This window comes from Geotoga petraea, assembly GCF_900102615.1.
GTDB lineage: Bacteria > Thermotogota > Thermotogae > Petrotogales > Petrotogaceae > Geotoga > Geotoga petraea.
This window is the reverse complement of sequence record NZ_FMYV01000004.1, coordinates 119663-145438: the sequence shown is the minus strand read 5'-3', so window position 1 is coordinate 145438 and position 25776 is coordinate 119663. Positions and strand designations below refer to the sequence as shown.

The window sequence follows — 25776 nt, the reverse complement described above, 5'->3', positions numbered from 1 at the left end:
TAATTGAGAATAATTATGGCTAGATAGACTTATCTGAATTTGTAAATAGTTATTTAATATTGTAAGATTTTATTAAGAAATTCAATTTCACACACAGGGGGTGTAACAATGAAAAAGTTAACGTTAACTTTAACGATATTAACTTTGGTACTTTTTGTTTTTTCAGCAAGAACTTTGGTTATAAACTCATACATGTCAGATCCAGCACCTAAAGAAGTATTTTCTAAATTAGTTGCAGATTTTGAAGAAATGTATCCAGAAATTGATGTAACTGTTAATACTTTTGCACATGAAGATTTTAAAACACTATTAAGAACTTGGTTAGGTTCTAACAATGCACCTGATGTTGTTACTTGGTTTGCAGGAGAAAGAATGAGATATTTTGCAGAAAAAGGATTTTTGGAACCATTAGATGATATTTTTCCTAATGGTTTTGAAGAGGAATTCCCAGAAGCGTTTAGAACTGCATCGGCTTATCAAGACAACATTTATTTTATTCCTCAAAGCTGGTACTGGTGGGGAGTTTATTATAACAAAGCTGTATTCAAAGATTTAGGTTTAGAAATTCCAAAAACATGGAATGAATTTATGGCAGTAAATGAAACTTTAAAAGAAAACGGTAAAATCCCTATGGCTATTGGAACAAAATTTTTATGGACAGCCGGTGGATGGTTTGACTATTTAAATATGAGAATTAATGGCATCGAATTCCACACGGAATTTACAGCAGGTAAAGTTCCATTTACAGATCCAAGAGTTAAAAAAGTTTTTGAATACTGGAAAGAAATGGTAGATAAAGGATACTTTATTAATAATCACTCTGCATACAGCTGGCAAGAAGCTGCAAATAGACTTTTTACTGGAGAAGCTGGAATGTACCTAATGGGTCAATTTATAAAAGATGTTGCACCAGAAAATGTAAAAGACGATATAGATTTCTTTAGATTCCCAATAATAGACTCAAATGTAGGGGTTTATGAAGATACTCCAATTGATGGATTTATGGTACCAAAAAATGCTAAAAATATTGAAGATGCAAAATTGTTTATGAAATACATAGCTGGGAAAGAATCTCAACAGTATTTTGCTGATGAATTAGGTAGATTAGCTGCCAATAAAAAAGTTACTCCGCCAGATGCCCACGCACAAGCTGGTATGGATATGATTCTTGAATCAGATGGAGTTATGCAATTCTTTGATAGAGACATGGATCCAGAAATGGCAAATAATGCAATGAATGGATTTGTTGAATTCATGATGTTCCCAAACAGAATCGATGCAATTTTGGAAAACTTGGAAAATATAAGACAAAGAATTTATAATTAATAATTGCCAGGGGGATTAATCTCCCCCTATATTTTTAAGATTTAATGAGGTGATTTTATGCTCACTAAAAAGAGATGGTGGGTTCCATGGGCATTTTTAGCTTTACCACTTATAATGTATATAATTTGGGTATTAGTTCCAATAGGAAGAACTTTTATCTATAGCTTTTCAAGTTGGGACGGTTTGAGTAAAAATATAGATTTTATTGGTTTAGATAATTTTAGAATGTTGTTTGGAGACAGAATATTCATAACGGCTTTAATGAACAATATTAAATGGTTTATATTATTTATTATCATACCTGTACCAGTAGGACTTGGTTTTGCAATGCTTTTGGATATGAAACTACCTGGCAGTAAACTATTCAAAACATTAGTTTATTTACCAATGACATTATCATTTGTAGTAATTGGGACTATGTGGTCGTGGATATATGAACCACAATACGGAGCTTTGAACTCATTTCTTGATGCGATAGGGCTAGACTTTTTAATTACACCATGGCTTTCAGACCCTCAGGTTGTTACTTTTTCCCTTATATTTGCAGCTATTTGGAGGCAAATTCCATATGTGATGGTTTTGTTTTTAGCAGGATTGAAAAATGTTAGCAAAGACCAAGTTGAAGCTGCCTATGTCGATGGTGCCAATGCTTGGCAGAGGTTTTGGAATATAATTTTGCCGGCCTTAAGGCCTTCTATGATAGTTGCAGTAACTGTAAGTATTATAGATTCTTTAAGAGCCTTTGATATTGTATTTGTTATGACAAAAGGAGGCCCTTTCCATAGTTCAACCGTTTTAGCAAATTTTATGTATATAGAAGCTTTTAACAATTACAGGATGGGGTATGGATCTGCAATAGCTGTTATACAATTTGCAATAACATTTGGGTTTATTATATTGTATTTACTAAATGTAATGAAAAACGAGGAGTGAGAAAATGAAAAATAGAAAATTATCAATTAGAATGATGTTTTACATATTATCGCTTTTAATAGTGATAGTTTGGCTTATCCCGTTTTTCATAACTACTTTTACATCTTTAAAATCGATGGATGAGATAATGGCTTCGACTTCATGGTGGAAACCACCTCAACAATTGGTATGGGAAAATTTTGCCAACTCTTGGGAACAGGGAAATATGAAAACTTATTTTAGGAATACATTCATAATTACAGTTCCTTCTGTAATAGGGACTTTATTTGTTTCAAGTTTAGGAGCCTTTTCTTTATCTTTTTATAAATTTAAAATGTCAAAAATAGTTTTGATCATATTTGTTGCGGGTATGCTTATACCATTTCAAATGTTATTGATACCGGTCTACAAGTTTTCTCAGCAGACTGGGCTTTATGACACTTTTCAAGGAGTTATACTTTTTCATGTAGCCTTTCAATTGGGATTTTGTACGTTTTTCTTGAGGAATTTCATGATAGGAATTCCAAAAAGTATTTTTGAATCAGCGAAAATGGATGGAGCTAATGATTTTACACTATATAGAAAAATTGCCCTCCCCCTTTCATTGCCAGCAATGGCAGCTTTGGGTATATTAGAATTTACATGGATATGGAACGATTATCTTTGGGCTTTAATACTACTTCAATCAGATAGTTTAAAACCAGTAACTTTGGGACTTGTAAATTTACAAGGTCAATGGGTTACAAGCTGGAATATTATATCTGCCGCATCGTTAATAGCAGCTATTGTTCCATTGGTAGTATTTCTACTTTTTCAAAGATATTTTATCGACGGTTTAACTGTTGGAGCAGTAAAAGGATAAAAAATAATGTCATCTCAAAGAGATGACATTATTTTTTATTTGTTATTTTATTTTAAAGAAAATAGCTGAAAGAGGCGGTAAATTTGATACTATAGAATTATCCCTTCCCTGCCATCTTATTTTTTCAGAAGTGACAGAATTTTTGATATCGTAACCACTCCCCCAAAAATCTTTTGAATCTGAATTAAATATCAATTCATATTGTCCTTCTTCTGGGACTCCTATTCTATAATTATCTCTTGGGACAGGTGTAAAATTAAATACACATAATATTTTTTCATCATTTGATTTTCTTAAAAAGGAAATAACACTATTTTCATTGTCACTAAAATCAATCCATTCAAATCCTTCATAATTAAAATCAATCTTATAAAAAGGTTCGTTAGTTTTGTATATGTTGTTCAAATATTTAACAAAATCCTTTGTTTTTTTATGGTTTTCGTATTGTAAAATATGCCAATCAAGAGAATGTTCGAAATCCCATTCTTTCCATTGGCCAAACTCTTGTCCCATAAATAATAGCTTTTTCCCAGGGTGAGCATACATATATGATAAATACAATCTGAGGTTTGCAAATTTTTGCCAGTCATCTCCAGGCATTTTATCTACCAACGATTTTTTGCCATAAACTACTTCATCATGAGAAATGGATAGGATAAAATTTTCAGAAAAAGCATACATAATTGAAAAGGTCAAATCATTTTGATGGTATTGTCTGTATATTGGTTCTTTTTTCATATATTCTAAACTATCGTTCATCCATCCCATGTTCCATTTCATTGCAAAACCAAGACCTCCGAGATCAACTGGTTTTGTAACTCCAGGAAAAGCAGTAGATTCTTCAGCTATAGTTAGTGTACCTGGGAAATATTTATAAGTAACAGAGTTTAGATGTTTTAAAAAATCAATAGCTTCTAGGTTTTCTCTTCCACCAAATCGATTAGGTATCCAATCCTTTCCCTCTCTTGAATAATCTAAATAAAGCATCGAAGCCACAGCATCGACTCTAAGGCCATCTATATGGAATTTTTTCAACCAAAATAATGCATTAGAAATTAAGAAATTTTTAACTTCATTTCTTCCGTAATTGAAAATATAAGTCCCCCAATCAATATGTTCACCAAGTCTTGGATCTAAATGTTCGTATAAAGCTGTTCCATCAAATCTACCCAGTGCGAATTCATCTTTAGGGAAGTGCCCTGGGACCCAATCAAGAATAATTCCAATATTTTCTTTATGGAGCAAGTCAACAAAATACATAAAATCCTCTGGAGTACCGAATCTACTTGTAGGCGCAAAATATCCTGTCACTTGATAGCCCCAAGACATGTCCAAAGGGTGCTCTGCAATAGGCATTAATTCGATATGAGTAAAACCATTTTCTTTACAATAATTTGCTAAATTTTTTGCTATATCTCTATAGTTAAGAAATTCATCATTTTCTGTTTTCATCCAAGAGTTTAAATGAACTTCGTATATACTCATAGGTTCTTCAAGCCAATTTGTATTTTCTCTTTTTTTTATCCACTGATCGTCTTCCCATTGATGTTTTCCTTCAAGATCGTATATTATTGAAGCATTTTTAGGTCTTTTTTCAAAAAAGTTTGCGTAAGGGTCTATTTTTAAAAGAATATAGTCTTCTTTAGTCTTTATTTCATATTTATATAAATCACCTTCAGATAAATTAGGAATAAAAATTTCCCATATACCAGAAGAACCAAGCATTCTCATTTGATGAACTCTTCCATCCCAATTGTTGAAATTTCCAACAACTGAAACCCTCTTTGCGTTTGGTGCCCAAACAGCAAATAAAGTTCCTTTATGACCATTTATTTTCATGTTGTGAGAACCTAATTTATCATAAATTTCATAATGATTTCCTTCATTAAATAGGTGTCTGTCATAATCTGAAATCACAGGTAAAAATTGATATGGGTCTATTACTTCCCATTTGTTTCCCTCGTAATCAGTGCATTTAAACTTATAATTTACAATGTCAACATTTGGAATATACAACTCAAAAAGACCTGAATCGCTTATTTTTTTCATATATCTTCTGAATTTTTTTGAGGTAACCTTTACTTCTTTTGCAAATGGTTGCATAGTCCTAACGACTACTCCTTTTTTATATTTGTGCATTCCCAAATACACATAAGGGTCGTGTAGATTACCATTTGATAAGTTAAAAATTTCTTCTTGACTCAATATAGCCATAAAAATCCTCCCCTTTAAAAGCTTATAATTTATTTTAAAAATAAACCTATAAATTTCTTCTATTTGATTATATTTTAATATATTTTAATTAAGGATCACTTTATTTTTTAGCAAAAAATGTTAATATAATCAAAAAATTAAATTATAACATCCATTTTCTTGTCTAATTTTACCTTCTATTTCCAATTCCATGAGAGAAGTTAGTATAGTTGATATGTCTTCATTTAAAAAATAGCTTATTTTCTCTGCGGTATTTTCACCATTCTTAATCAAGGAAATTATCTTTTTGGATTTTTCAGGTAAGTTGTCTATATTCATCCTCATTTCGTTTATGTTGAATATTTCTTTGAGAACTTCTAATGATATTATCGGAATTGCCCCATTGTAGATCAAAAAGTTTGTGCCGTAAGAATTGAAACGGGAAACATCTCCTGGAACTGCCAAAACATCTTTTCCAAATTCAAGAGCATATCTTGCGGTAATTAAAGAGCCACTTCTTTTTGCTGCCTCGACAACGATGGTCTTTTCAGATAAAGCAGCTATAATTCTGTTCCTATACGGAAATTGATGTTTCATTCCAGGTGTTCCAGGCATATATTCTGATAAAATCAATCCATCTTTCGAAATTTTGTGGTATAGATCTTCATTTGTTTTTGGAAATATAACATCTATTCCAGTGCCCAAGACAGCTATGGTTTTTTTTGCATTTCTATGAGAAATTGAATCTATTCCATAAGCCATTCCCGAAACTATAGTGTAGTCTTCCAAAACTTTTACAATATCAGCACACATATTTTTCCCGTATTGTGAAGGTTTTCTCGTACCAACTACAGAAACTTTTTTGGTATTAAAAAGATCGAGATTACCGATATAGTATAAAATAACTGGTGGATCTGCTATATTTTTAAGTTCTTCTGGATAATCTTCGTCCCAGTAAGTCAAGATAGAATAATTAGAAGATTGTTTTAATCTTTTATAAATAAATTTTTTCTTATTTTCAAAATCTTTTTCAAATAAATTTGGTCTAATACCTTTTTCAATAATGCTAATAATTTCATTGTTTGTCTTTTTATAAACTTCTTTTAAAGTTATGATATCTAATGTATTCATCTAACCCTCCAGATATGTTAAGAATATATTATTACATTAATATAATTATAACATAGTTACAAATATAAAAAAAGAGGCTTTCGCCTCTTTTATAAAAGTTTTTTATTCTTCGTCAGCTGAATTGGGAATTACACATATAAACTGTAAATCTCCATCGCCAACATTTTTGAATTGATGTTCTACATTAGGAGGGACAAAAACAAATGTTCCTTCTTCTGCTTCAACATATTCTTCTCCATTATATACTTCAGCTTTTCCTTTTACAATAAATACTTCATGTTCCCAAGAGTGAGAATGTTTTGGGGAATGTCCGTCTTTTTTAACTGTAAAAAGTCTCATGACAAAGTTTGGTGCTTCAAGTTTGCTCCCTATTAAAATCCTTTTTTCAACATTTTTTACTTTATCGTTATTTAATATTTGAGGTGTTACATTGCTATATTTTTCTATAACTACTTTTTTATTCATATTATCACCTCTTATTATTTTGTGTATTCTTTATGATTTTCTAAAATAATTACCTTTCTGTAAGGTTCTAAACCGACAGATTTTGTGGACAATTCAGGGAAATATTTTCTTATGTGCTCGTGTACAGTTTTTCTCTCAAAAGAAAACATTGTAGCTAATTCTAAATTTTCATGAGTTCTCAAAACTTTTTTTGCAGCTTGTTCGGCAATTTCTTCTATTTTTCTTCTTCTCTTTTTTCTGTATTCTCCAATATCCAATTTAATGTCTATTTTTGTGTCAGTCATTCTATTGACGTATATCATTATTAGATGTTGTAAAGCACCTAAAGTTCTACCGTGTTTTCCTATTAATTTTCCTAAACCTTCTCCATCTAAATAAATGACAATTGTTTTACCAAATGCTTTGATATTGGCGTCAATCTCTTCATCAAAATAAGTTAATATTTCATCTAAAAACTCTCTGATTTTGTTTATTAAAAAATTTTCATTGATATAAATTTCTAAGATATAAGGTTTGCTACCAATTCCAAATATGAATCCTTTTGTTCCCTCTTCTTTTATTTTATAAGATAATTCAGAATCTTGAACTTCAAATTCTTTTTTAGCTTGTTCTAAAGCTTCTTCTATTGTTTTTGCAGTAAACTCTTTAGACTGTAATTTTAACATTGAGTTTCTCACCTCCTAACAGGTTTAGGTCCTAATCCAAATAATTCTCTAATGCTTATACCTTTTATACCATGTCTTCTATTATTATAGAATGTAATTATTAATTGGATTACAGCGTTTGATGTGTAGTACAAGAAAACTCCTGAAGGCAAACTACTCAACAACAATGGGAAAATAGTTGACATTGCAATTTGTTGCCAAGCCATTTTTGAATTTTGAGCGGATAACAAAGCAATAGCCATATAAGCGGCCAATGACATTAAGATAAATATAAAGTTTGTTCCAAATCCGCCTTGTGATAGATCTGACCAGAACAGAAATCTTGGGTTGTATGCAAATGCTTCACCAAAGTATTGAATTGTTTGCCACAATACTATAAAAACTGGTAATTGAATAAGAGTTGGTAAACATCCACCCATAGGGTTTACATTTTTTTCTCTATATAATTTCATAGTTTCTTCTTGTAATTTTTGATTATTTTTATATTTTTTCCTTAATTTTTCAATTTCTGGTTGTATTTCCCTCATTTTAATCATAGATTTTTGTTGTCTATGATATAGAGGATATAATGCCAATCTTATAATAACTGTGAATATTATTATAGCCCAACCAAAATTTCCTGTTATTTCATTTAACCAATATAAAAAGTAAACGAACCAATAAAAAATTCTTGAAATAAATCCAAAAGCTCCCATTTCATCTAAAAGTGCTGAAACTCTATCGTATGTTTCTTCTGAGAATACTTCTCCCATAAAAGTTCTTTTTAGTGGACCCATATATACTTGAGATAAAGTTCTTCCTTCTGTTTTATATCTCAATTGATTGTCAATTTGTGAAGCAGCTTCTACGGCTACTAAAGCATCTAAATTTTCTCCAGTGTTAGGTATTTCTTCTATAAAAGACACCATAGTTGATTGCATCTGTCTGATACCAGGTCTATATGATATAGTTGGCAATGTAACTAATCCTTCTACGTTAACAAACTCAACATCAAAATGAAAGTTTGGATCGTTGTAGAATCTATACTTTTTTAAACCATTACCTTCAAAAAAGAAGAACATATCAACGTATTCTTCATTTTCTGATACGGATATTTGATAATCAGTTGGGATTATTTCTTCTTCTGTTTCTGTATCTAACAAATTAAAACTATCTTTACCGTAAGAGTATATCAGTTTATATTCCTTAGTTCTAAAATCAACAATTGAATATTCAAGAATATGTCCTTGTTTATCCATACTTAAATCAAATATTCTAGTTTGTAAATCAATGGTGGTTGCGTTTTCTGATATGATTACATTTGGAATAGCGAATGCAAAAATACTTAGGACAATAAGTCCTATTATTAAGAGTTGCTTTTTCAATTCTTTACACCCCTTTTGTTTTCTTCTTTATTATTTTTCGAGCCATTTTTTGCTATAAAATGAAAGCTTTCAGGAACCGGGTCATATCCTCCCTTATTAAAGGGATGACAACTAAGAATTCGTCTGAGACTTAAATATCCACCTTTAAAAAACCCAAACTTTTTAACTGCTTCATATGAGTAAGCAGAACATGTAGGATAAAATCTGCATGTAGGGGGTTTAATAGGAGAAATAACTTTTTGATAAAATTTAATTAGGGCGAGTAATATGTATTTCATTATTTCACTTTCCTCACATTATCAAATATCATTTTTTTGATATCCGAAAATTTTAGGTTTTTATATATTTCAGATAAAGCTTTTCGGGGAATAAACAAGAAGTCATAGCCTTGAGGGAACTTGTCTTTGTTTGTCCTATATATTTCCTTAATTTGTCTTCTCAGTTTATTTCTCAATACAGCTTTTCCAAATTTCCTTTTGATGGAAACGGCTATTCTACTGTATCCAAGATTATTTTCCCTAAATACCAATACAAAATAAGAATTCACCGATCTGCCTTTAGAATCAAAAAGTTTTTTAAAATCATTTCTAAGTCTCAGACGTTCATTTTTCTCAAATTTTTGAGAGACCATTATACAGAAAGTCTCTTTCTTCCTTTTCTTCTTCTTCTTCTGAGGACATTTTTTCCTCCACTAGTTCTCTTTCTTACCAAAAATCCGTGAGTTCTCTTTCTCTTTCTTCTTGATGGTTGATATGTTCTTTTCATTAGAATACCTCCTGGTTTTGTAGAATTTTCTCAACATAGATTATAAACACAAAAATGTTTTAATGTCAATAAAATAAAGTTACAACTTCATAGAAAAATCTTTTGAAATATAAATACACCAAGTTATTATATCATAAGATAGCTAATAGAAAGTTGAATTCCTAATAAAAATTATATTTAAATATGAAGAATTTTTTGAATTAATTAATCATTTGATAAGTTAATAGGAAAAAGAAAATTAACACAATTCTTCAATAAAAATAATAAAACAAATATTTACTTAATTTAATTAAGTTATAATTTTTAGTGAAAAACAGATATTCCAAGGAGTGAATAGAATGTATGCTCAATATGAATGTGTAAATTGTGTTTGCGATCATGCACAAAAAATAATAAATAAATTATTTATTTCAAATGAACTTACTGAAAAAGAATCTTTTGATAAGTACATGGAATTATTAAAACATTTATCTAATAAAGCAGAATTTGGTATGAAACCTATTGAATTATCTTCGTTGATTTATGATAAGTATTATGAATTTTATGATGATGAAGACCTTTTTGAAAATGAGAAAATGAATGCCAACCAAATGTTTTTGGAAATGTATGAAGATTTACTCGATTTTTGTTTTTCTACAGAAGATCCTCTATATACTGCATTTAAGCTTTCGACATTTTGCAATTTATTAGATTTCGGAATTAAAAATTATTTTGGCGAATTAGAGTGGGAAATTGAAAGCTTGACAAAAAGTAGAAATTTTGCTGTTGACGATTACAAAAAATTTTTGGATAAGATAGAAGATGCTAACAATTTATTGTTTGTTCACGATAAGGCTGGAGAAATTGTTTTAGATAAAATATTAATTAAAGTGGTTAAAAATAAATATCCAAATTTGATTATCCACTCTGCAGTAAAGAGTAGGCCAATCATGACTGATGCAACTTTAAAAGATGCTATTGAGGTAGGTTTAAAAGAAGTTTCAATACCATTGGAAAGTGGGTCTATATATCCTGGTACTATTTTAAGTAAAACTGATGTTGATTTTAGAAATATTTTTGAAAATGCAGATGTAGTTATCTCAAAAGGGCAGGAAAATTACGAAGGACTTTATGGCGAGTTTAACAAAGTATTTTTCTTATTGACTGCGAAGTGTAAAAGTGTTGCTAAAGATTTAGATGTAGAAATTGGAGAACTGGTGTTTAAATTAAAGTAAAAAAATGATAAAATAGTAATATACTGAACTTTTATTTCAATTCAAGGAGGGGATTTTTGTGAAAAAATATCTCGGTATGTTGTTAGGCTTGTTATTTATTATTTCTGTTTTTGCTGTACCACAGCATTTGGTTATATTTCATGTGAACGATACTCATGGTCACGTGTGGCCTTTTGATGATGGTGCAACTGGTGGATTTTCAAGAATAGCTACAGTTATCAACGAAGCAAGAGCTGAAGTTGAATCAGAAGGCGGAGACGTATTGTTTTTACATGCTGGTGATGTAAATACAGGTGTACCAGAATCTGATTTATTAGATGCCGTACCTGATTTTGCAACTTTACATTACATGGGTGCAGATGCAATGGCTTTGGGAAATCATGAGTTTGATATCGATTTAGATACATTGAAAATGCAAGCAAGAGTTGCTGGATTTCCTTTTCTAAGTGCAAATTTTGTTGATAGAAACTTATTTCCTGTTTTTAAACCATATGTTGTAAAAGATATGGGAGGATATAGCGTAGGTATTTTAGGGTTAACAACAGAACAAACAAACGTATTAGAACCTCTTTATTTAGGTAACAACTCAGTAGAATCAGCATATTATGCTGTAAAAGAATATATGCCCGAATTAGAAGAAAAATCGGATATTCAAATCGTATTAGGACACTTAGGATACTATGAAGAAGGGCAAGAACCACAATTACCTGTTGGTTATACAACTTCAAATGAAGTAGCAGAAGGTTTTTCGAATGTTGAAGTATTTATTGACGGACATACACACACATTATTTGAAGAAGCAAAAGTTATCAACAGTACAATTTTAAGTTCTTCAGGTGACTTAGGAAAATATTTAGGTAGAATAGATTTATGGATTGAAAATGGTAGAATTGTAGATTGGGAATCAAAACAAATTAAAATTGATGATACTATAGAAGAAGATCCATTCATAAAAATGGTTGCTGACACATACAAAGAAATGGGTTCAGAAGAATTAGATAAACCAGTTGGATATACAGAAGTAAGATTAAATGGTGAAAGAGCAGATGTTAGAAGCGGAGAAACTAATTTAGGTCATTTAATTACAGATGCATTATTATGGAAAACAAATGCAGAAGTAGCATTGCAAAATGGTGGTGGAATTAGGGCTTCAATTAGCGAAGGAGAAATTTCATATAGAGATGTTTTAACGGTTCTTCCTTTTGGAAATACTGCTTATACAGTAAAACTTAAAGGTTCAGATTTGAAAAAAGTAGCTGATTATGCTGCTACAATACCAGATGGGCAAGGTTCAAAATTACATGTTGCTGGTATGACGTTTAAAGTAGAAGATGGAAAAGCAACAAACATCAAAGTGAATGGCGTTCCATTAGTTATGGATAAAACATATTCAGTTGTTACTAACAATTACATGGCATCAGGTGGCGATGGTTACGAAATGCTTGCAGGGAAAAATGGTTACGATACAGGTTTCGTTGTAGCTGATGTTGTAGCTGAATATTTGGAACATTTGGGTACAATAGAAGAATATCAAAAAGCAAAAAGAATTATTGGATATTAACAAGAATTAACAATATAAGAGGCTTGGAAATTAATCCAAGCCTCTTTTTCACATTTGGGATAGTTTATTATTTTAAAATAAAATCCGATTCTATTCTTCCTTCACCTAAATGATCTATATTGAGTAAAAGACCATATTGACCTTGAACGCCAACATATTGATCCATAAATTTTGAAATATCTAAGAATAATACCATTAAATTGCCATATCCAATTTTTTGTGACAATTCTTTAAATAAAATATTTTCGCTTAGTTTTGAAGAGTTAGATAGTTTTTCATTCAACCTTTCATTATCCATTTCAGAAATATAAATAATATTGTTTTCTTTCCATAAGTTGTAATTAACATTTTCTACTACAACATCATCAGAATTGGTATCTATTATAAAGCTTATTTTATTTTCGGACTCTCTTTTGTATTTTATGTCGTTCTCTTCCATAATTGGAATTATAGAGTCTAAAGGAATTGAACTGTTTACTTTGATATATGAGTCTTGGTTTATATTCATAGATTGTTGTTGTGTAGTTTCTATGTTTAAATCTGCATTCAACTCAAACCCTTGAGATGATTCTAATATTCTTTCAACTAATTTTGAATCTGCAACTATATTTACTAAATCGTTAATTGAGGAAATTTCTTTTGGCACTAATCCAGAAGAAGCAAAGATAGTTCCAAAAAAGTTATAATCCTGAGGTTGTTGTATATAATTTTCTTTAATTGCTTTTTCATCAACGTATCCATCTGCTTTACCAATTAACACTTTGTCTTTAACATAAGCATATCCTTCATTTTCCATTTCAGATGAATCTATTTTGAAATAAATTCCATTTTCATAAACAGCGTTAAAAGATGTTTTATTTTTTTCTACTGAATTATAAACAGATCTATCTTGAACTAAAATGACATATTTTTCTCCATTAATTTCTTTGTTAATACTTGTAAAAGATAGTCCAGAACTGGAAAGAGGTTCTATTATCTTTTTAAAAGCATCTAAAAATTTATCCGGTTGCTTTATTGGCCCAAATACTCCCCCAAAAAGGTATAGTTCATCATTAGGATCGGGTTTTTGAACAAATAAAACCATGTCAGTTTCCAATTGAGCAAAAAATTCATCAGGTTTAACCTGTATAGATTCAAGAAACATTTCTACATAATTTGATATTAAAATTTCCCCTTGAAATGGATCCAATAAAAAGCTCTTTATTGTAGGAACGGTTTTAAGGCTTTCATATGTTTTAGATAGATTATTTATATATACTGTTGCTTTTGAATCTTCTGGAACAAATTCCAGAACTGAAGCAAAAGATATCAACGAGAAAACACTTATAATTGTAAGCAAAATTAATTTCTTCATGAAATTACCTCCTATGAATTTTAATTAAATTCTAACATTTATATATTATCATTATACACAGTAAATCTTAAAAAATACTTTAACAATTAAAGACACTATTCACCAAATAATAAAGGCTTTCTATTAAAATTATTTATAATTTGTGTTATAATATTTAAAGATATTATTCATTAAAAAAACAACTTTGGAGGTGTACTAAATGTTAGAAAAAGTGATTGAGTTTATAAACTTTGCACCAGCTGGTACAACAGGGGATGCAGCTGGAGCTGCCGGAGGAACAACAGACGCTGCTGCAACTGGAGCAACAGGCGGGTTTGGAAGTATATGGTTTATAGTAATCTTGTTTGTATTGATGTATGTAATTTTAATTTTACCTCAAAGAAGACAAGAAAAGAAACACAAAGAAATGATATCCCAATTATCAAGAGGCGATAAAGTAATGACGGCTGCAGGGATAATCGGTAAAATTGTTTCTATTCAAAATGACAGAATTAGAATTTCAACTGGGGACAAAACTGAGATCGATATTACAAAAAATGCTGTTTCAGCTGTTTTAAACAAGTCAGAGCAACCAACTACTGAAAATAAATCAGAAGAAGATAAAAAATAATATTTTAACGTAAGGGGGTACTTCTTGTGAGATCAAACAGAATCCGCTTAATTTTTTCAATCGTTGTAATAGTTGTAGCTCTTTTGGGAATGATTATTCCTGGAGATAATACTTCTGATTATGATGGTTTTGCAAAAATATTCTCAAACATTAAACTTGGTTTGGACATTCAAGGCGGTAGTTTATTTGAGTATCAAATGGATTTAAGTGAGGGCACAAAACCACAAGATGTTGTTGATAATGTTGTGCTTGTTTTAAGAAACAGGTTAGATGCTGCTGGTTATACAGAAGCCATAGTGTCTAAGATTGATAGTGGTGGAGAAATTAGAGTTAGAGTAGAAATACCAGGAATTAGAAATACAAGCGAAGCAGAAAGCCTTATTGGAAGTAAAGGTAAATTATACTTTGCAGAAGTAATAGACACTCAAACTTCTGATGTGAAGCCTGAAATCAGAAGGAATAGAACTATTACAGTAAACGGTGAACAAATTGAACTATATTCCTATGTTCAAGATGCTAATAATCCTTTACAATGGTATCAAATAAAAAGAGTTTTTGATTTTGGAAGAGAACCTTTTCAAATTACAGGTGAAGATGTAATTGATTCAAGAGCTGATTTGAATACACAAGGTTCAGGATTTTTGGTTAGAATGAATTTTTCTTCACAAGGTGGAGACAAATTTGAAATAGCAACAGGAAACTTGATCAACAAAAGAATGGCTATTATATTAGATGAAAAAGTTATAATAGCTCCTAATGTAAGAGGAAAGATTACAGATAACGCAGCAGTAATTGAAGGAATAGATGATTTACAAGAAGCAAGAAATATAGCTGCTTTGATAAATTCTGGGAATCTACCTGTTGATTTAGTTAAATATCAAGAAAGAACATTAGGCCCTACTTTAGGTAGGGATATAGTTAGTACTATTATAACCGCAGGAATTATTGGTCTAATATTAGTAATGATCTATATGATAGCTTTCTACGGTTGGATGGGTGTAGTTGCAGATTTGGCGCTTATTTATAACTCTATTTTGTTAATGGGTGTTTTAAGCTGGTCAGGAGCAATACTAACTTTACCTGGTATAGCAGGTATAATACTTACGTTTGGAACAACTGTTGATGGCAACGTAATTATTTATGAAAGAATAAAAGATGAGTTGAGATTGGGAAGACCCCCTGTAACAGCTGTTAACTTTGGCTTTGATAAAGCCTTCTGGACTTTATTCGATGCCAATTTAACAACAGTATTGGCGGGCATTGTTCTATATTACTTCTCTACAGGTACGGTAAGAGGATTTGCCGTTACTTTGATCATTGGGGTACTTGGTGCTATGTTTACTAATTTAGTAGTATCTAGAACAATTTTATCCTCATCACACAAATTTATAAACCCTGATAAGTTCAGAAAAAATGCTGTTCAAGAAAAGGGGGTAAAATAATATGACTCATTTAGATTTCGTAGGAAAAAGAAAAGGCTTTATTATTTTATCGGCAATATTAATAATTGCTGCTATAATATTATCTTTTACAAAAAGCTTTGATTTTGGGATAGAATTTACTGGAGGAACTGAAATAACAGCTTCCATTGAAGAGGAAAAAACTATTGATGAATTAAGAACAATTCTTTCTGAAATTGACCAAGATTATTCAACTGCCAAAATTGTTGAATTGAACCCAATAGAAGGACAAGAAGACAGATATTTTTTTGCTTTAACAATAAATAGGTCTTTTGAAAATGTAGAACAAAAAGAATCTTTTGAATCTCAATTGAGAAGCAAATTGGGAGAAAATAATTTAGAAATTTTACAATTAAATGACGTTTCTGGTTATGCGGCAGACCAGATTAAATCATTTGCATGGTATGCCGTTTCAATTGTTCTTGTATTGTTATTAGCTTACATAACTTTGAGGTTTAAATTTGCATATGGCTTAGGGGCTCTTTTAGCTTTAGCGCACGATATTATTATTGTTCTTGGTTTTTATTCATTGTTCGGAATCGAAATAAACGTTACCGCCTTAGCAGCTTTATTGACTTTAGCTGGCTATTCACTGAATGATACTATAGTCGTATATGATAGAATTAGAGAAAACTTAAAGGCAATGAGAGGAAAACCAATAGAAAATATCGTGAATCAATCATTGAATGATGTAATAGTTAGATCTATCAACACATCTTTGACAACTTTTATAATTGTTTTCTTAATGCTTATTATTGGCGGAAGAGCAATTGCACCATTTGCTTTTGGTCTTACAATTGGAGTAATTGTTGGTACTTACTCATCTCTATATATTGCAAGTCCATTAGTAATTGGAATGCTAAAAAGACAAAACAACTATTAATTAGACTAAAGATAAATATCACCCCATCTATTGATGGGGTTTTTTATTTATTAATGAAAATTTATAGAATATAATATATAATGGAAGTATATGTTTAAAAGTGAGGTGAATTTATGAAAGGTCATTTTAACAAAAATATCCAAGATATCATAAATGAAAAAGGTATATCTATTAACGATATAAGCTTATGGCTAAAGATACCAAAAAGCAGTGTTAAAAGCCTTTTAAATAATGATTTTGAAAATTTTTCTTATATGTCATTAATAGATATTGCAAGAATATTATCAGATAAAATTGGAGAAGATATCGCTTTTATCAAAGATGAAGAAAAATACAATGAAAAAGATGAAAAAGCTAAAAGCAATACAAAAAACAATAAATCTTTAATCATTCCTGTAATGATGGTACTTATCATAATATCTTCTATATATATTTATATAGTTTTTGGTAATGTTTTATACTACAGAGAAGTATTAAGCGAAAACAGGATCACTTTAGAAATAGAGAACAAAAGTGACAACTTGATATTAGTTAACAATGTTGAGCTACCATCAAATTCAATTGAAACTTTTTCTTTGACAAAGGAAGAAAACTTAGTTATTAATAATAACAAAGGAATTGTGGTGATAAAAACACCTAATTCAGAATATGAAGTAAAATTAGAAGATTTTGAGGTGAATTTTGAAAATGGGAAAAATTAAACAACCAGATTTAGTAAATTATGTAATTCACGCATTTACAGCCGGGAACAGCGACTTCTGGTTATACGAATATGGAGTTCTGGAGAAAATTAAAAAAACTTTTGGTGAAATAGACTATATTTCTCATCCTATTGACTTTCAGAAATTTACAAGTTATTACAATAAGGAAATGGGCGAAAATGTAAAAATAGAAGCAAGGATGATTTCTTTTAAAAATTTAGGTAGTCCATCATTTTTGCCATACGCTAAGAAAATCACTAACGAGTTAGAAAAAGAAATTTCAATAGATGGAAATAGAAAAGTTAATTTGGATGTGGGTTATATACACCATACCCAATTTGTTTTAGCCAGTACAAAACATTGGGGTAACAGGATTTATTTAGGTAATGGGATTTATGCTGAAATTACTCTAATGTACATGTTTGGTGAATGGCAACATCATGATTACTCATATGAAAATTTCAAAGATAAAGAATATAAAGATATTTTAGAAGAAATAAGAAGTAATTATATGATAAAAAGAAGACATATATAAATACATTCAGGAGGGGGAAAATGTTTTTAAAACCATCGTTTTTGGGTTTAGTTTATCTCGCTTTATTTTTTGCATTGATAAAATTAACCCCATTTATAATTACACCTTTATTTTTAGGGTTGTTTTTGGCAACAATAATTAATGTACCAGAAAGGATGTTTGCTAAAAAATTGAGCCCAAGGTGGTCAAAGATTTTAGCAAATGTTTTAGTCATTGGAATAATTTTATACGCTCTTGGTAACTTTTTCCCAATAGTTATAAACCAGGGAAGGGCAATTTTCACATCTTTACAGGACATTGAAATATATTCTCAAGGAGAAATTGAGCTACCTCAGTGGATCGTTGATATAATCAACAATTTAAATCAATATTTATCTGACTTTGCTTTAACACTTTTAAATAACGTTATATCGTATACTCCATCTGCTCTTATTGCTGCAATTTTAGTTATAGTTACAACTATATCTATAGGCAGTCTTAAATCAGAAATTTCAAAAAATATTGTTAATCTTTTTCCAGTAGATACAGAAAAAGGTATAAGTTTTGCTAAAAAGACGTTTAAAGATTTTGAAAATTTTGTTCAGGGACAGTTCTTTGTCGCTGCTTTTGTAGGGCTTTTTGTTGGTATAAGCGTTTATGTTACGGGGATATCAGGTGGTTTTTTCTTGGGAGTATTAGCTTGGGTAACGAACTTTATTCCTTATTTGGGAGTTATAATCTCTGCTATTCCTTTATTGATGTTGGCTTATTCTGCAAAGGGACTTATAGGCCTTTTAATAGGGATAATTATCTTGGTTTTAGCAAACCAAATTGAGGTTTGGATTCTTTCTCCAAGGATTCAAAGTAGATCTTTAAAACTTCATTGGTTTGTCATTTTGGTATCTATTTTGTTGTTTGGTCAGCTTTTTTCATTTGCAGGAGTATTAATAGCTCTTCCATCTATAATGTACATAAAAAATTACTGGGATTTCTTTGTCACAAAGAAATCAGGTATAGATATGCAAAAAGAACTTGTAGTTGATACAGAAGAAGAAAAGGAAGAGGAATAAAAATAAAACCCCGTTAAGCGGGGTTTTATTTTTAGAAGAAAAGTTTAGCCATTTCATAAATATCTGGTCTAATTTCTTTATTTACTTTTATATTATCAGTAAGAGGACTGTCTTGAACATCAAACCCTTTTAGACCTAAAGCAATATTTGCTTTACCTTTCTTTACTGCTTCTATTGCAGCAAATCCAAATTTGAATGCAAGAAATCTATCAAATGCTGAAGGAGAACCACCTCTTTGAAGATAACCAAGCTGAACGGTTCTTACATCTATATTTTCTATATTTTCGCTGATATATTTTGCCACTATACCTGCAGGATTATTCTTATTCACATCACATTCCTTTGTAACATTTTTAACTTCCTTAGGTAAATTTACTTTTTCTTCAACAACGACAATCGAAAATTTCTTTCCAACATCGTATCTTCTTTTTATGTTTTTAAGCATATCTTCAGTATCCAACTCAACTTCTGGAGTAACAATATAGTCCGCTCCACCAGCCATACCGCCAATTGTTGCAAGCCAACCAGAATAATCACCGCCAACCTCCATTACGATAACTCTATGACCGGCATTTGCAGTAGAATGTAAGTAATCTAAAGAATTTGTAACTGTCTGAAGAGCCGTTAAAAAACCAACACTTAAGTCAGTCCAAATTAAATCGTTGTCTATTGTTGCAGGAATGATAACTGAAGGAATGCCTTCTTCTTTTAATTTTAAAGAAATATTTGCCCCAGTATGCCCTGTTAAAAGAACTAAAGATGTAATTTGATACCTTTCTACATTTTCTTTTAATTTTTTTAAGTCTTCTGGTTTTTCTGTTGGGTCGTATTTTGAAGATCCTAAAATAATTCCACCTTCTGGAAGTCTTCCAGAAACATGCTCTTTAGTCATTATAAAAATTTTATCATCAACTAAACCGTGAAATCCATCGTAAACACCTACAACTTCGATGTCTTCTTCAGCACCTTTTACTATAAGGGATCTAATTACGGCGTTTAGCCCCGGGCAATCTCCACCAACATTTAATACAGCAATTCTTTTCATCTATATCCCTCCCAAAGATTGTAAATGAAGTATTTTTTTAATTTCTTACTAATATTAATTTTATCAAAAAACATTGCATTAATAAAATCTCATAGTATTTAAATTATTTTCATTAAACCCGATTACATACTTTAATTAATTATAATCACGTAATTTAAAAAAGGCAGAAATTCTTCCTTTATTTATCATTATTCAAAAAGATTCATTAATATAGGTATTACAACTATTGAAACAATAGACATCAACTTGATCAAAATATTGATTGCTGGACCTGCTGTGTCTTTAAATGGATCCCCAACTGTGTCACCTATTACAGAAGCCTTATGTGCCATAGAGCCTTTTCCACCATATTTTCCAGTTTCAATATATTTTTTTGCATTATCCCAAGCTCCACCGGAGTTAGACATAAAAATTGCAAGCATAACTCCAGCCACTGTAGTTCCAGCTAACGTTCCTGCTACTGCAACTTTACCAAGTAAAAAGTATATGATTATAGGTGAAAAAACAGCTAATAGAGAAGGTAGTGTCATTTTCTTCAATGATCCAGCAGTTGCTATTTCAACACATTTTGCATAATCTGGTTCTGCCTTTCCTTCCATCAACCCAGGAATAACTTTAAATTGTCTTCTAACCTCATTAACCATTATGTTTGCTGAATCCCCAACAGCCTTCATAGTGAGTGCCGAAAATAAAAATGGTAGCATAGCTCCAACTAATGCTCCAACAAATACATTAGGATCATTAAGGTCAACCATAGATATCCCAGTAACTTGAATATATGAAGCAAATAATGCCAAAGCAGTTAAAGTTGCTGAGCCAATTGCAAAGCCTTTACCTATTGCTGCTGTAGTATTTCCTACTGAATCAAGCAAATCTGTTCTTTCTCTAACCTTTGGGTCAAGGCCTGACATTTCTGCAATACCACCGGCGTTATCTGCAATTGGTCCATAAGCATCTATAGCTAATGTAATTCCTAATGTTGATAACATACCTACAGCGGCTAAAGCTATACCAAAAAGCCCTAACAGGCTGAATGAAACTATTGTAGCTATTCCAATCAATATTACTGGAATTGCTGTAGATTCCATCCCCAAAGCCATTCCGTTTATAAGTAATGGCGCAGATCCTGATGTAGCTGTAGAAGCCAATTTTTCAATAGGTTTTTTTGCCGTGTAGTATTCAGTTATACTACCAATAAGTATTCCAACAATCATACCTAATGTTATAACTAAAGCTGCTTGAAACGTGTCTAAGATCAATTTTGACAAAACAAAAATTATTATTAATTCTATAACATTAGCTGCATATGTTCCTAAATGCAACATTTTTGATGGATCAAGATTTTCTTTTTCTTTTATAGAAATATTTACTATGATAATTCCTATTATTGATGAAATTAATCCGAATGCAGCTATTAAAAATGGAAAAACAGCACCCTTAACATCAAACATCAAAGCTCCCAAAACAGATGCTGAAAAAATAGAACCTACATATGATTCATATAAATCCGCTCCCATTCCAGCGACATCTCCAACGTTGTCACCTACGTTGTCTGCGATTGTTGCTGGGTTTCTTGGGTCATCTTCAGGTATTCCAGCTTCTGTTTTGCCAACTAAATCGGCTCCAACGTCTGCTGCTTTGGTAAATATACCTCCACCAACTCTTGCAAATAGTGCAACAAAAGAAGCTCCCATTGCATATCCGCTTAGTACAATCGTATCTCCGCCAGTTAAAAAAAATGTGAGTCCTAAACCAAAAAGGCCTAAAGAAGTTACAGTCATTCCCATTACAGCTCCACCATTAAAAGCAACTTTAAGAGCCCTTGCTAAAGATGATTGAGCTTCATTTGCAGTTCTTGTATTAGCCCTGGTGGCGATAGACATACCAAAAAAGCCAGCTAAAACTGATAATGTTGCTCCAAAAACAAAAGATAAAGCCATTATCCATGAATTTGAAAAACCTAATATTAATGAGAAGGCAAAAACTATCAAATATAATATTTTGTATTCAGAAAATAAAAAAGCTCTCGCTCCTACCTGAATAGCTTTTGATATTTTTTGCATCTTTTCATTACCGGGATTAATTTCCATGACAATAAAAGTCAAGAAAATTGTAAAAATAATTCCAATTATCCCCGCGATAACTCCAGAAAGTTGAGATAATACTCCCATTTTGAAACCTCCTTAAAATACTATTATTTATTTTAAAAAATCTATTGTTATCTTTCTTTTTCTTCAAGTTAATTATAATATATACGTAGGTTAAAATCTATAAAATAAATATTAATTTATTAAAATTAAGTGAAAAATAAACCAAAATGGTAGGTGAATCATCACTCATTTTTGTAATTATATTTTAGCATATTATTCTGTGAAATAAAAGTCTAAATTTTACTTGTTTATTACATTTAAAGCCAATGTATAACAAAAAATGTTATAATTTTTAAAAAAGGGGTGAATTCAAAAAATGAATGAATATTTAATAGAGTTTTTTCAAAAGAATTTTAGTTATGAAGTTTCCGATTTTGTGCTGAACATTATTATCTTTGTAATAATGATTGGTAGTGCTTTTGCAGTTTATTATATTGTGAAGTATGTTTTGACAAAAGTTATCAAAAAAGTTGTTTCGCGTACTAAGACGAATATAGACAACATATTTTTTCAAGAAGGAGTATTTCGTTGGTTAGCTCACATATCTCCAGCATTGGTTATATTGGCATTTTCCAATTATTATACTGATTATGCCTTTATATTTCAAAAAATTGCTTTTATTTACATCACATATTCTATTATAATGTCTATAAATTCTATTTTGAGAAGTATTACGCAAATAGTTGAAACTAATACAAAAACAAAACACAAACCAGTTAAAGGTTTTATTCAGTTGATTCAAATAATTCTTTTTTCAATTGGAGGTATAATTATAGTAGGGATACTCATAGATAAATCTTTTGCGGTATTATTGAGTGGTATTGGTGCTCTCGCGGCTGTACTTATGATTATATTTAAAGATACTTTGCTTTCACTAACAGCACACATTCAAATTTCTGCAAATAATATGATAAAAAAAGGAGATTGGGTTACCTTCAGTAAGTACGAAGCGGATGGTACTATTAAAGAGATGAATTTAAATACAATAAAAGTACAAAATTGGGATAATACCTTTACATATGTTCCAACGTGGGCTTTTATAACAGATTCTTTTATAAATTGGAAAGGAATGGAAAATTCTGGAGGTAGAAGGATAAAAAAACACATAAATCTGGATGTCAATTCCTTTAAGTCAATAAATGACGAGATAAAAGAAAATATAAAAAACATAGAGCATTATAAAGATTTTATAAAAGGTAAAAACTTGAAAGAATACACAAATCTTTCACTCTTTAGAGAATATACTGAATATTACATTTCAAAGCACGAGAACATAAATGATAAGATGATTATGATGGTTAGATATTTACAAAACGAAGGTAAAGGCCTTCCTATGGAGATATATGCTTTTTCAAAGGAAAAGAGTTGGGTAATTTACGAAGGGGTACAAAATAAAATTTTCCAATATATTTATTCAATAATACCATATTTCCAATTAAAAGTTTATCAATACCCCTCAAATCAAATAATTGATGAAAATTAAGTTTGTATTACGAACTATTTATAGTATAATTTAATTGTTTAATATTAATCTTGGAGGTGTAAAATGAAAAAACTGTTTAAAAAAGCTACTATAATACCCATAACAAGTGAAAATTTTGTGGGAGATGTATTAGTAGAAAACGACAAAATTGTTGAAATTGGGAGGAGTTTATCTTCTGATGGAGCCGAAATAATAGATCTTGAAGGTAAATATTTATTACCTGGGTTTATCGATGCCCATTCCCACATTGGTATATTTGAAGAAGGAGTGGGTGGAGATTATCAAGATGGAAACGAAATGATAGATCCAAATACAGCACAAGTTAGAGTTTTAGATGCCTTTAATCCGGATGATGTTGCTATAAAAAGAGCTTTGTTCGGAGGGGTAACAACTGCTATGGTGGTACCAGGATCAGCAAATCCAATAGGTGGACAAGGTCTTATTTTAAAGTTTAAATCTTCAATTCCTGATGAAATGGTCATTAGAGAACCGGCAGGGTTAAAAATGGCATTGGGAGAAAATCCCAAGAGAGTTTATAGTGCAAAAAATAAAATGCCTGCTACGAGATTAGGAACAGCAGCAGTAATAAGGGAATACTTTTATAAAGTAAAAGATTATATGTCTGAAAAGAAAAAGGCAAAAGACGAAGGAAAAGAATTTACAAAAGTTGATATGAAAATGGAAATTGGCGAAAAAGTTCTAAAAAAAGAAATCCCAGCAAGAATACATGCTCACAGAAAGGACGATATTTTAACTGCAGTTAGGTTGTCAAAAGAGTTTGATTTTGATCTTGTAATAGAACATGGTACAGAAGGCTATAAAATTGCCGAATTTTTAAAGGAAAACAATGTTCCGGTAGTTGTTGGACCACTGTTGGGCTTTAGAACAAAATTAGAATTGAAAGATAAAACATATGAAGCAATACCAATTTTAAACAAAGCAGGGGTAACAACTGCACTTATGTGTGATCATCCAGTAATTCATTTAGAAGACACTATAATACAAGCTGGAAATGCTTTGAGATATGGTGCTACAGAAGAAAACTTATTAAAAATGCTCACTATAAACCCAGCTAAAATATTGAAATTAGAAGATAAAATAGGTTCTATTGAAAAAGGAAAAGATGCTGATTTGGTTGTTTGGTCAGGATATCCTTTCGAATACAAATCAGTTGTAGAACAAGTTTATATAGAGGGAAATAAAGTTTATTAAAATAATGGCTTGACATGAATTTTCATGTCAAGCTTTTTTTAAATACTTATGTAATCATATTCCCCATTATCAATCAACAAGCAAGATAGCTTTTTGCCATAACAAGCACCCGTATCAATATCAATAGATATTAATTCGTTATTTTTGTTATAATTGAAAAAAGGCGCATCTTCCTTTTCGGGGGTAATATCATATCTACTCAGTATGAAAACAGGTGTATGGCCATGGACTATAACTTTATTTTCATAAGGGTTCTCTTGTTCAAACATTTCATTTCTAACCCAAATATAAGAATAATTTACTTCAGGTCTATAGGTGTTTTGTTTTTCGATAGGTAAACTAAAGTCGCGAAGACCTGCGTGAACGAAAATATGATTATTTTCAACATGGTATAATTTATTCAAAGATTTAAAAAATTTTAAATATTTCTCATCTATCAAATCAAGATATTTTTCCGATATTTCCACATTTGAAAAATATTTTCCAGTAAAAGACTTGATCGTTTCTTTTCCACCTTGTTTATCCCAAACACCTGCCCCATATCTATTTTCTTTAAAAACAAAGTTTTTAAAGAAATCATCGTGATTTCCAAGTAAAAAAATACTATTATGACTCTTTGAATAATCAAGCATTAGATCTACAACTTCTTTACTGTTTGGTCCTCTATCTACATAATCTCCACAAAAGATAGTTTTTTGAGGTTTCTTTTTAGAAAGAATGTTTAAAATCTTGTATAATTTAGAAGAGCATCCATGAATATCGCTAATTGCTGCAATCACAAAAACACCCCCTTATTCAATTATAATATATATTTTTTAAGAAAAATTAAATCATTT

The 25776-nt window shown here is 30.6% G+C and carries 25 protein-coding genes; 13 read left to right on the top strand and 12 right to left on the bottom strand.

Going from position 1 to position 25776, the window contains the following annotated elements; genetic code table 11:
• Positions 1-108: 108 nt before the first annotated feature.
• From BLS00_RS05905 to BLS00_RS05895, 3 genes are read left to right on the top strand one after another with little or no spacing between them, the layout of a single operon-like run.
• Entirely contained in the window at positions 109-1326 is a 1218-nt protein-coding gene (locus BLS00_RS05905) for an ABC transporter substrate-binding protein (protein ID WP_091403616.1), read from the top strand.
• Positions 1327-1383: 57 nt separating this feature from the next.
• Entirely contained in the window at positions 1384-2259 is an 876-nt protein-coding gene (locus BLS00_RS05900; RefSeq protein WP_091403615.1) for a carbohydrate ABC transporter permease, read from the top strand.
• A gap of 4 nt (positions 2260-2263) precedes the next feature.
• Positions 2264-3100 (top strand): carbohydrate ABC transporter permease, encoded by an 837-nt coding sequence (locus BLS00_RS05895; RefSeq protein WP_091403613.1) that lies wholly within the window; start codon positions 2264-2266, stop codon positions 3098-3100.
• A 42-nt stretch (positions 3101-3142) separates the two neighbouring features.
• Here BLS00_RS05895 and glgB read toward each other — a convergent pair whose 3' ends face one another.
• From glgB to rpmH, 8 genes are all read right to left on the bottom strand, one after another.
• Positions 3143-5314, bottom strand: a complete 2172-nt coding sequence (glgB, locus tag BLS00_RS05890; RefSeq protein WP_091403612.1) for a 1,4-alpha-glucan branching protein GlgB — start codon at positions 5312-5314, stop codon at positions 3143-3145.
• Positions 5315-5443: 129 nt separating this feature from the next.
• A complete protein-coding gene (gene dprA / locus BLS00_RS05885) occupies positions 5444-6424 on the bottom strand; it encodes a DNA-processing protein DprA (RefSeq protein ID WP_091403611.1) in 981 nt (326 codons plus the stop codon).
• Between the two features lie 102 nt (positions 6425-6526).
• Entirely contained in the window at positions 6527-6889 is a 363-nt protein-coding gene (locus BLS00_RS05880; protein ID WP_091403609.1) for a cupin domain-containing protein, read from the bottom strand.
• A 14-nt stretch (positions 6890-6903) separates the two neighbouring features.
• Entirely contained in the window at positions 6904-7554 is a 651-nt protein-coding gene (gene jag, locus BLS00_RS05875) for an RNA-binding cell elongation regulator Jag/EloR (protein ID WP_091403608.1), read from the bottom strand.
• Between the two features lie 8 nt (positions 7555-7562).
• Positions 7563-8918, bottom strand: a complete 1356-nt coding sequence (gene yidC, locus BLS00_RS05870) for a membrane protein insertase YidC (RefSeq protein WP_091403606.1) — start codon at positions 8916-8918, stop codon at positions 7563-7565.
• Positions 8915-9196 carry a membrane protein insertion efficiency factor YidD gene (gene yidD / locus BLS00_RS05865; protein ID WP_091403604.1) on the bottom strand — a complete coding sequence of 94 codons (282 nt, stop codon included), beginning with the start codon at positions 9194-9196 and terminating at the stop codon, positions 8915-8917. The genes yidC and yidD overlap by 4 nt, the downstream gene beginning before the upstream one ends.
• Positions 9196-9549 (bottom strand): ribonuclease P protein component, encoded by a 354-nt coding sequence (gene rnpA, locus BLS00_RS05860; RefSeq protein WP_091403603.1) that lies wholly within the window; start codon positions 9547-9549, stop codon positions 9196-9198. Before rnpA ends, yidD begins: the two co-directional genes overlap by 1 nt.
• Positions 9549-9683 carry a 50S ribosomal protein L34 gene (rpmH, locus tag BLS00_RS05855; protein WP_091403601.1) on the bottom strand — a complete coding sequence of 45 codons (135 nt, stop codon included), beginning with the start codon at positions 9681-9683 and terminating at the stop codon, positions 9549-9551. Before rpmH ends, rnpA begins: the two co-directional genes overlap by 1 nt.
• 338 nt (positions 9684-10021) lie before the next feature.
• Here rpmH and BLS00_RS05850 point away from each other — a divergent pair, with 338 nt between their 5' ends.
• Both BLS00_RS05850 and BLS00_RS05845 read left to right on the top strand, forming a co-directional pair.
• Positions 10022-10897 carry a damage-control phosphatase ARMT1 family protein gene (locus BLS00_RS05850; RefSeq protein WP_091403599.1) on the top strand — a complete coding sequence of 292 codons (876 nt, stop codon included), beginning with the start codon at positions 10022-10024 and terminating at the stop codon, positions 10895-10897.
• Positions 10898-10955: 58 nt separating this feature from the next.
• Positions 10956-12458, top strand: coding sequence for a 5'-nucleotidase C-terminal domain-containing protein (locus BLS00_RS05845; RefSeq protein ID WP_091403598.1), 1503 nt, complete (start codon positions 10956-10958; stop codon positions 12456-12458).
• Positions 12459-12525: 67 nt separating this feature from the next.
• Here BLS00_RS05845 and BLS00_RS05840 read toward each other — a convergent pair whose 3' ends face one another.
• Complete coding sequence (locus BLS00_RS05840; protein ID WP_091403596.1) at positions 12526-13812, bottom strand: hypothetical protein; 1287 nt, start codon at positions 13810-13812, stop codon at positions 12526-12528.
• A 199-nt stretch (positions 13813-14011) separates the two neighbouring features.
• On the opposite strand from BLS00_RS05840, the gene yajC reads away from it, so the two are divergent.
• The 6 genes from yajC to BLS00_RS05810 all read left to right on the top strand — a co-directional run bounded on the left by yajC (position 14012) and on the right by BLS00_RS05810 (position 19050).
• Positions 14012-14422 (top strand): preprotein translocase subunit YajC, encoded by a 411-nt coding sequence (gene yajC / locus BLS00_RS05835; protein WP_091403595.1) that lies wholly within the window; start codon positions 14012-14014, stop codon positions 14420-14422.
• 26 nt (positions 14423-14448) lie between these two features.
• On the top strand, positions 14449-15864 hold the full coding sequence (gene secD / locus BLS00_RS05830) for a protein translocase subunit SecD (protein WP_091403593.1): 1416 nt from the start codon (positions 14449-14451) through the stop codon (positions 15862-15864).
• A 1-nt stretch (position 15865) separates the two neighbouring features.
• Positions 15866-16765 carry a protein translocase subunit SecF gene (gene secF, locus BLS00_RS05825; RefSeq protein ID WP_091403592.1) on the top strand — a complete coding sequence of 300 codons (900 nt, stop codon included), beginning with the start codon at positions 15866-15868 and terminating at the stop codon, positions 16763-16765.
• A gap of 113 nt (positions 16766-16878) precedes the next feature.
• Positions 16879-17466, top strand: a complete 588-nt coding sequence (locus BLS00_RS05820; RefSeq protein WP_091403590.1) for a hypothetical protein — start codon at positions 16879-16881, stop codon at positions 17464-17466.
• Positions 17453-18001 carry a DUF4416 family protein gene (locus BLS00_RS05815; RefSeq protein WP_091403792.1) on the top strand — a complete coding sequence of 183 codons (549 nt, stop codon included), beginning with the start codon at positions 17453-17455 and terminating at the stop codon, positions 17999-18001. Before BLS00_RS05820 ends, BLS00_RS05815 begins: the two co-directional genes overlap by 14 nt.
• A 20-nt stretch (positions 18002-18021) precedes the next feature.
• Positions 18022-19050 carry an AI-2E family transporter gene (locus BLS00_RS05810; protein ID WP_240724352.1) on the top strand — a complete coding sequence of 343 codons (1029 nt, stop codon included), beginning with the start codon at positions 18022-18024 and terminating at the stop codon, positions 19048-19050.
• 31 nt (positions 19051-19081) lie between these two features.
• Here the strand turns inward: BLS00_RS05810 and BLS00_RS05805 are convergent, their stop codons facing one another.
• Both BLS00_RS05805 and BLS00_RS05800 read right to left on the bottom strand, forming a co-directional pair.
• Positions 19082-20095 carry a 6-phosphofructokinase gene (locus BLS00_RS05805; RefSeq protein WP_091403589.1) on the bottom strand — a complete coding sequence of 338 codons (1014 nt, stop codon included), beginning with the start codon at positions 20093-20095 and terminating at the stop codon, positions 19082-19084.
• A 188-nt stretch (positions 20096-20283) separates the two neighbouring features.
• Positions 20284-22266, bottom strand: a complete 1983-nt coding sequence (locus BLS00_RS05800; protein ID WP_091403588.1) for a sodium-translocating pyrophosphatase — start codon at positions 22264-22266, stop codon at positions 20284-20286.
• 295 nt (positions 22267-22561) lie between these two features.
• Here BLS00_RS05800 and BLS00_RS05795 point away from each other — a divergent pair, with 295 nt between their 5' ends.
• Positions 22562-23728, top strand: coding sequence for a mechanosensitive ion channel family protein (locus tag BLS00_RS05795; protein ID WP_091403586.1), 1167 nt, complete (start codon positions 22562-22564; stop codon positions 23726-23728).
• A 63-nt stretch (positions 23729-23791) separates the two neighbouring features.
• Positions 23792-24940, top strand: a complete 1149-nt coding sequence (locus tag BLS00_RS05790) for an amidohydrolase (RefSeq protein ID WP_091403585.1) — start codon at positions 23792-23794, stop codon at positions 24938-24940.
• Positions 24941-24978: 38 nt separating this feature from the next.
• Here the strand turns inward: BLS00_RS05790 and BLS00_RS05785 are convergent, their stop codons facing one another.
• Positions 24979-25719, bottom strand: coding sequence for a metallophosphoesterase family protein (locus tag BLS00_RS05785; protein WP_091403583.1), 741 nt, complete (start codon positions 25717-25719; stop codon positions 24979-24981).
• Between the last annotated feature and the right edge of the window lie 57 nt (positions 25720-25776).

Coding starts and splice junctions, on each gene's coding strand:
- BLS00_RS05905 (WP_091403616.1), top strand. CDS start 109: ATGAAAAAGTTAACGTTAACTTTAACGATATTAACTTTGGTACTTTTT.
- BLS00_RS05900 (WP_091403615.1), top strand. CDS start 1,384: ATGCTCACTAAAAAGAGATGGTGGGTTCCATGGGCATTTTTAGCTTTA.
- BLS00_RS05895 (WP_091403613.1), top strand. CDS start 2,264: ATGAAAAATAGAAAATTATCAATTAGAATGATGTTTTACATATTATCG.
- glgB (WP_091403612.1), bottom strand. CDS start 5,314: ATGGCTATATTGAGTCAAGAAGAAATTTTTAACTTATCAAATGGTAAT.
- dprA (WP_091403611.1), bottom strand. CDS start 6,424: ATGAATACATTAGATATCATAACTTTAAAAGAAGTTTATAAAAAGACA.
- BLS00_RS05880 (WP_091403609.1), bottom strand. CDS start 6,889: ATGAATAAAAAAGTAGTTATAGAAAAATATAGCAATGTAACACCTCAA.
- jag (WP_091403608.1), bottom strand. CDS start 7,554: ATGTTAAAATTACAGTCTAAAGAGTTTACTGCAAAAACAATAGAAGAA.
- yidD (WP_091403604.1), bottom strand. CDS start 9,196: ATGAAATACATATTACTCGCCCTAATTAAATTTTATCAAAAAGTTATT.
- rnpA (WP_091403603.1), bottom strand. CDS start 9,549: ATGGTCTCTCAAAAATTTGAGAAAAATGAACGTCTGAGACTTAGAAAT.
- rpmH (WP_091403601.1), bottom strand. CDS start 9,683: ATGAAAAGAACATATCAACCATCAAGAAGAAAGAGAAAGAGAACTCAC.
- BLS00_RS05850 (WP_091403599.1), top strand. CDS start 10,022: ATGTATGCTCAATATGAATGTGTAAATTGTGTTTGCGATCATGCACAA.
- BLS00_RS05840 (WP_091403596.1), bottom strand. CDS start 13,812: ATGAAGAAATTAATTTTGCTTACAATTATAAGTGTTTTCTCGTTGATA.
- yajC (WP_091403595.1), top strand. CDS start 14,012: ATGTTAGAAAAAGTGATTGAGTTTATAAACTTTGCACCAGCTGGTACA.
- secF (WP_091403592.1), top strand. CDS start 15,866: ATGACTCATTTAGATTTCGTAGGAAAAAGAAAAGGCTTTATTATTTTA.
- BLS00_RS05820 (WP_091403590.1), top strand. CDS start 16,879: ATGAAAGGTCATTTTAACAAAAATATCCAAGATATCATAAATGAAAAA.
- BLS00_RS05815 (WP_091403792.1), top strand. CDS start 17,453: ATGGGAAAAATTAAACAACCAGATTTAGTAAATTATGTAATTCACGCA.
- BLS00_RS05810 (WP_240724352.1), top strand. CDS start 18,022: ATGTTTTTAAAACCATCGTTTTTGGGTTTAGTTTATCTCGCTTTATTT.
- BLS00_RS05805 (WP_091403589.1), bottom strand. CDS start 20,095: ATGAAAAGAATTGCTGTATTAAATGTTGGTGGAGATTGCCCGGGGCTA.
- BLS00_RS05800 (WP_091403588.1), bottom strand. CDS start 22,266: ATGGGAGTATTATCTCAACTTTCTGGAGTTATCGCGGGGATAATTGGA.
- BLS00_RS05795 (WP_091403586.1), top strand. CDS start 22,562: ATGAATGAATATTTAATAGAGTTTTTTCAAAAGAATTTTAGTTATGAA.
- BLS00_RS05790 (WP_091403585.1), top strand. CDS start 23,792: ATGAAAAAACTGTTTAAAAAAGCTACTATAATACCCATAACAAGTGAA.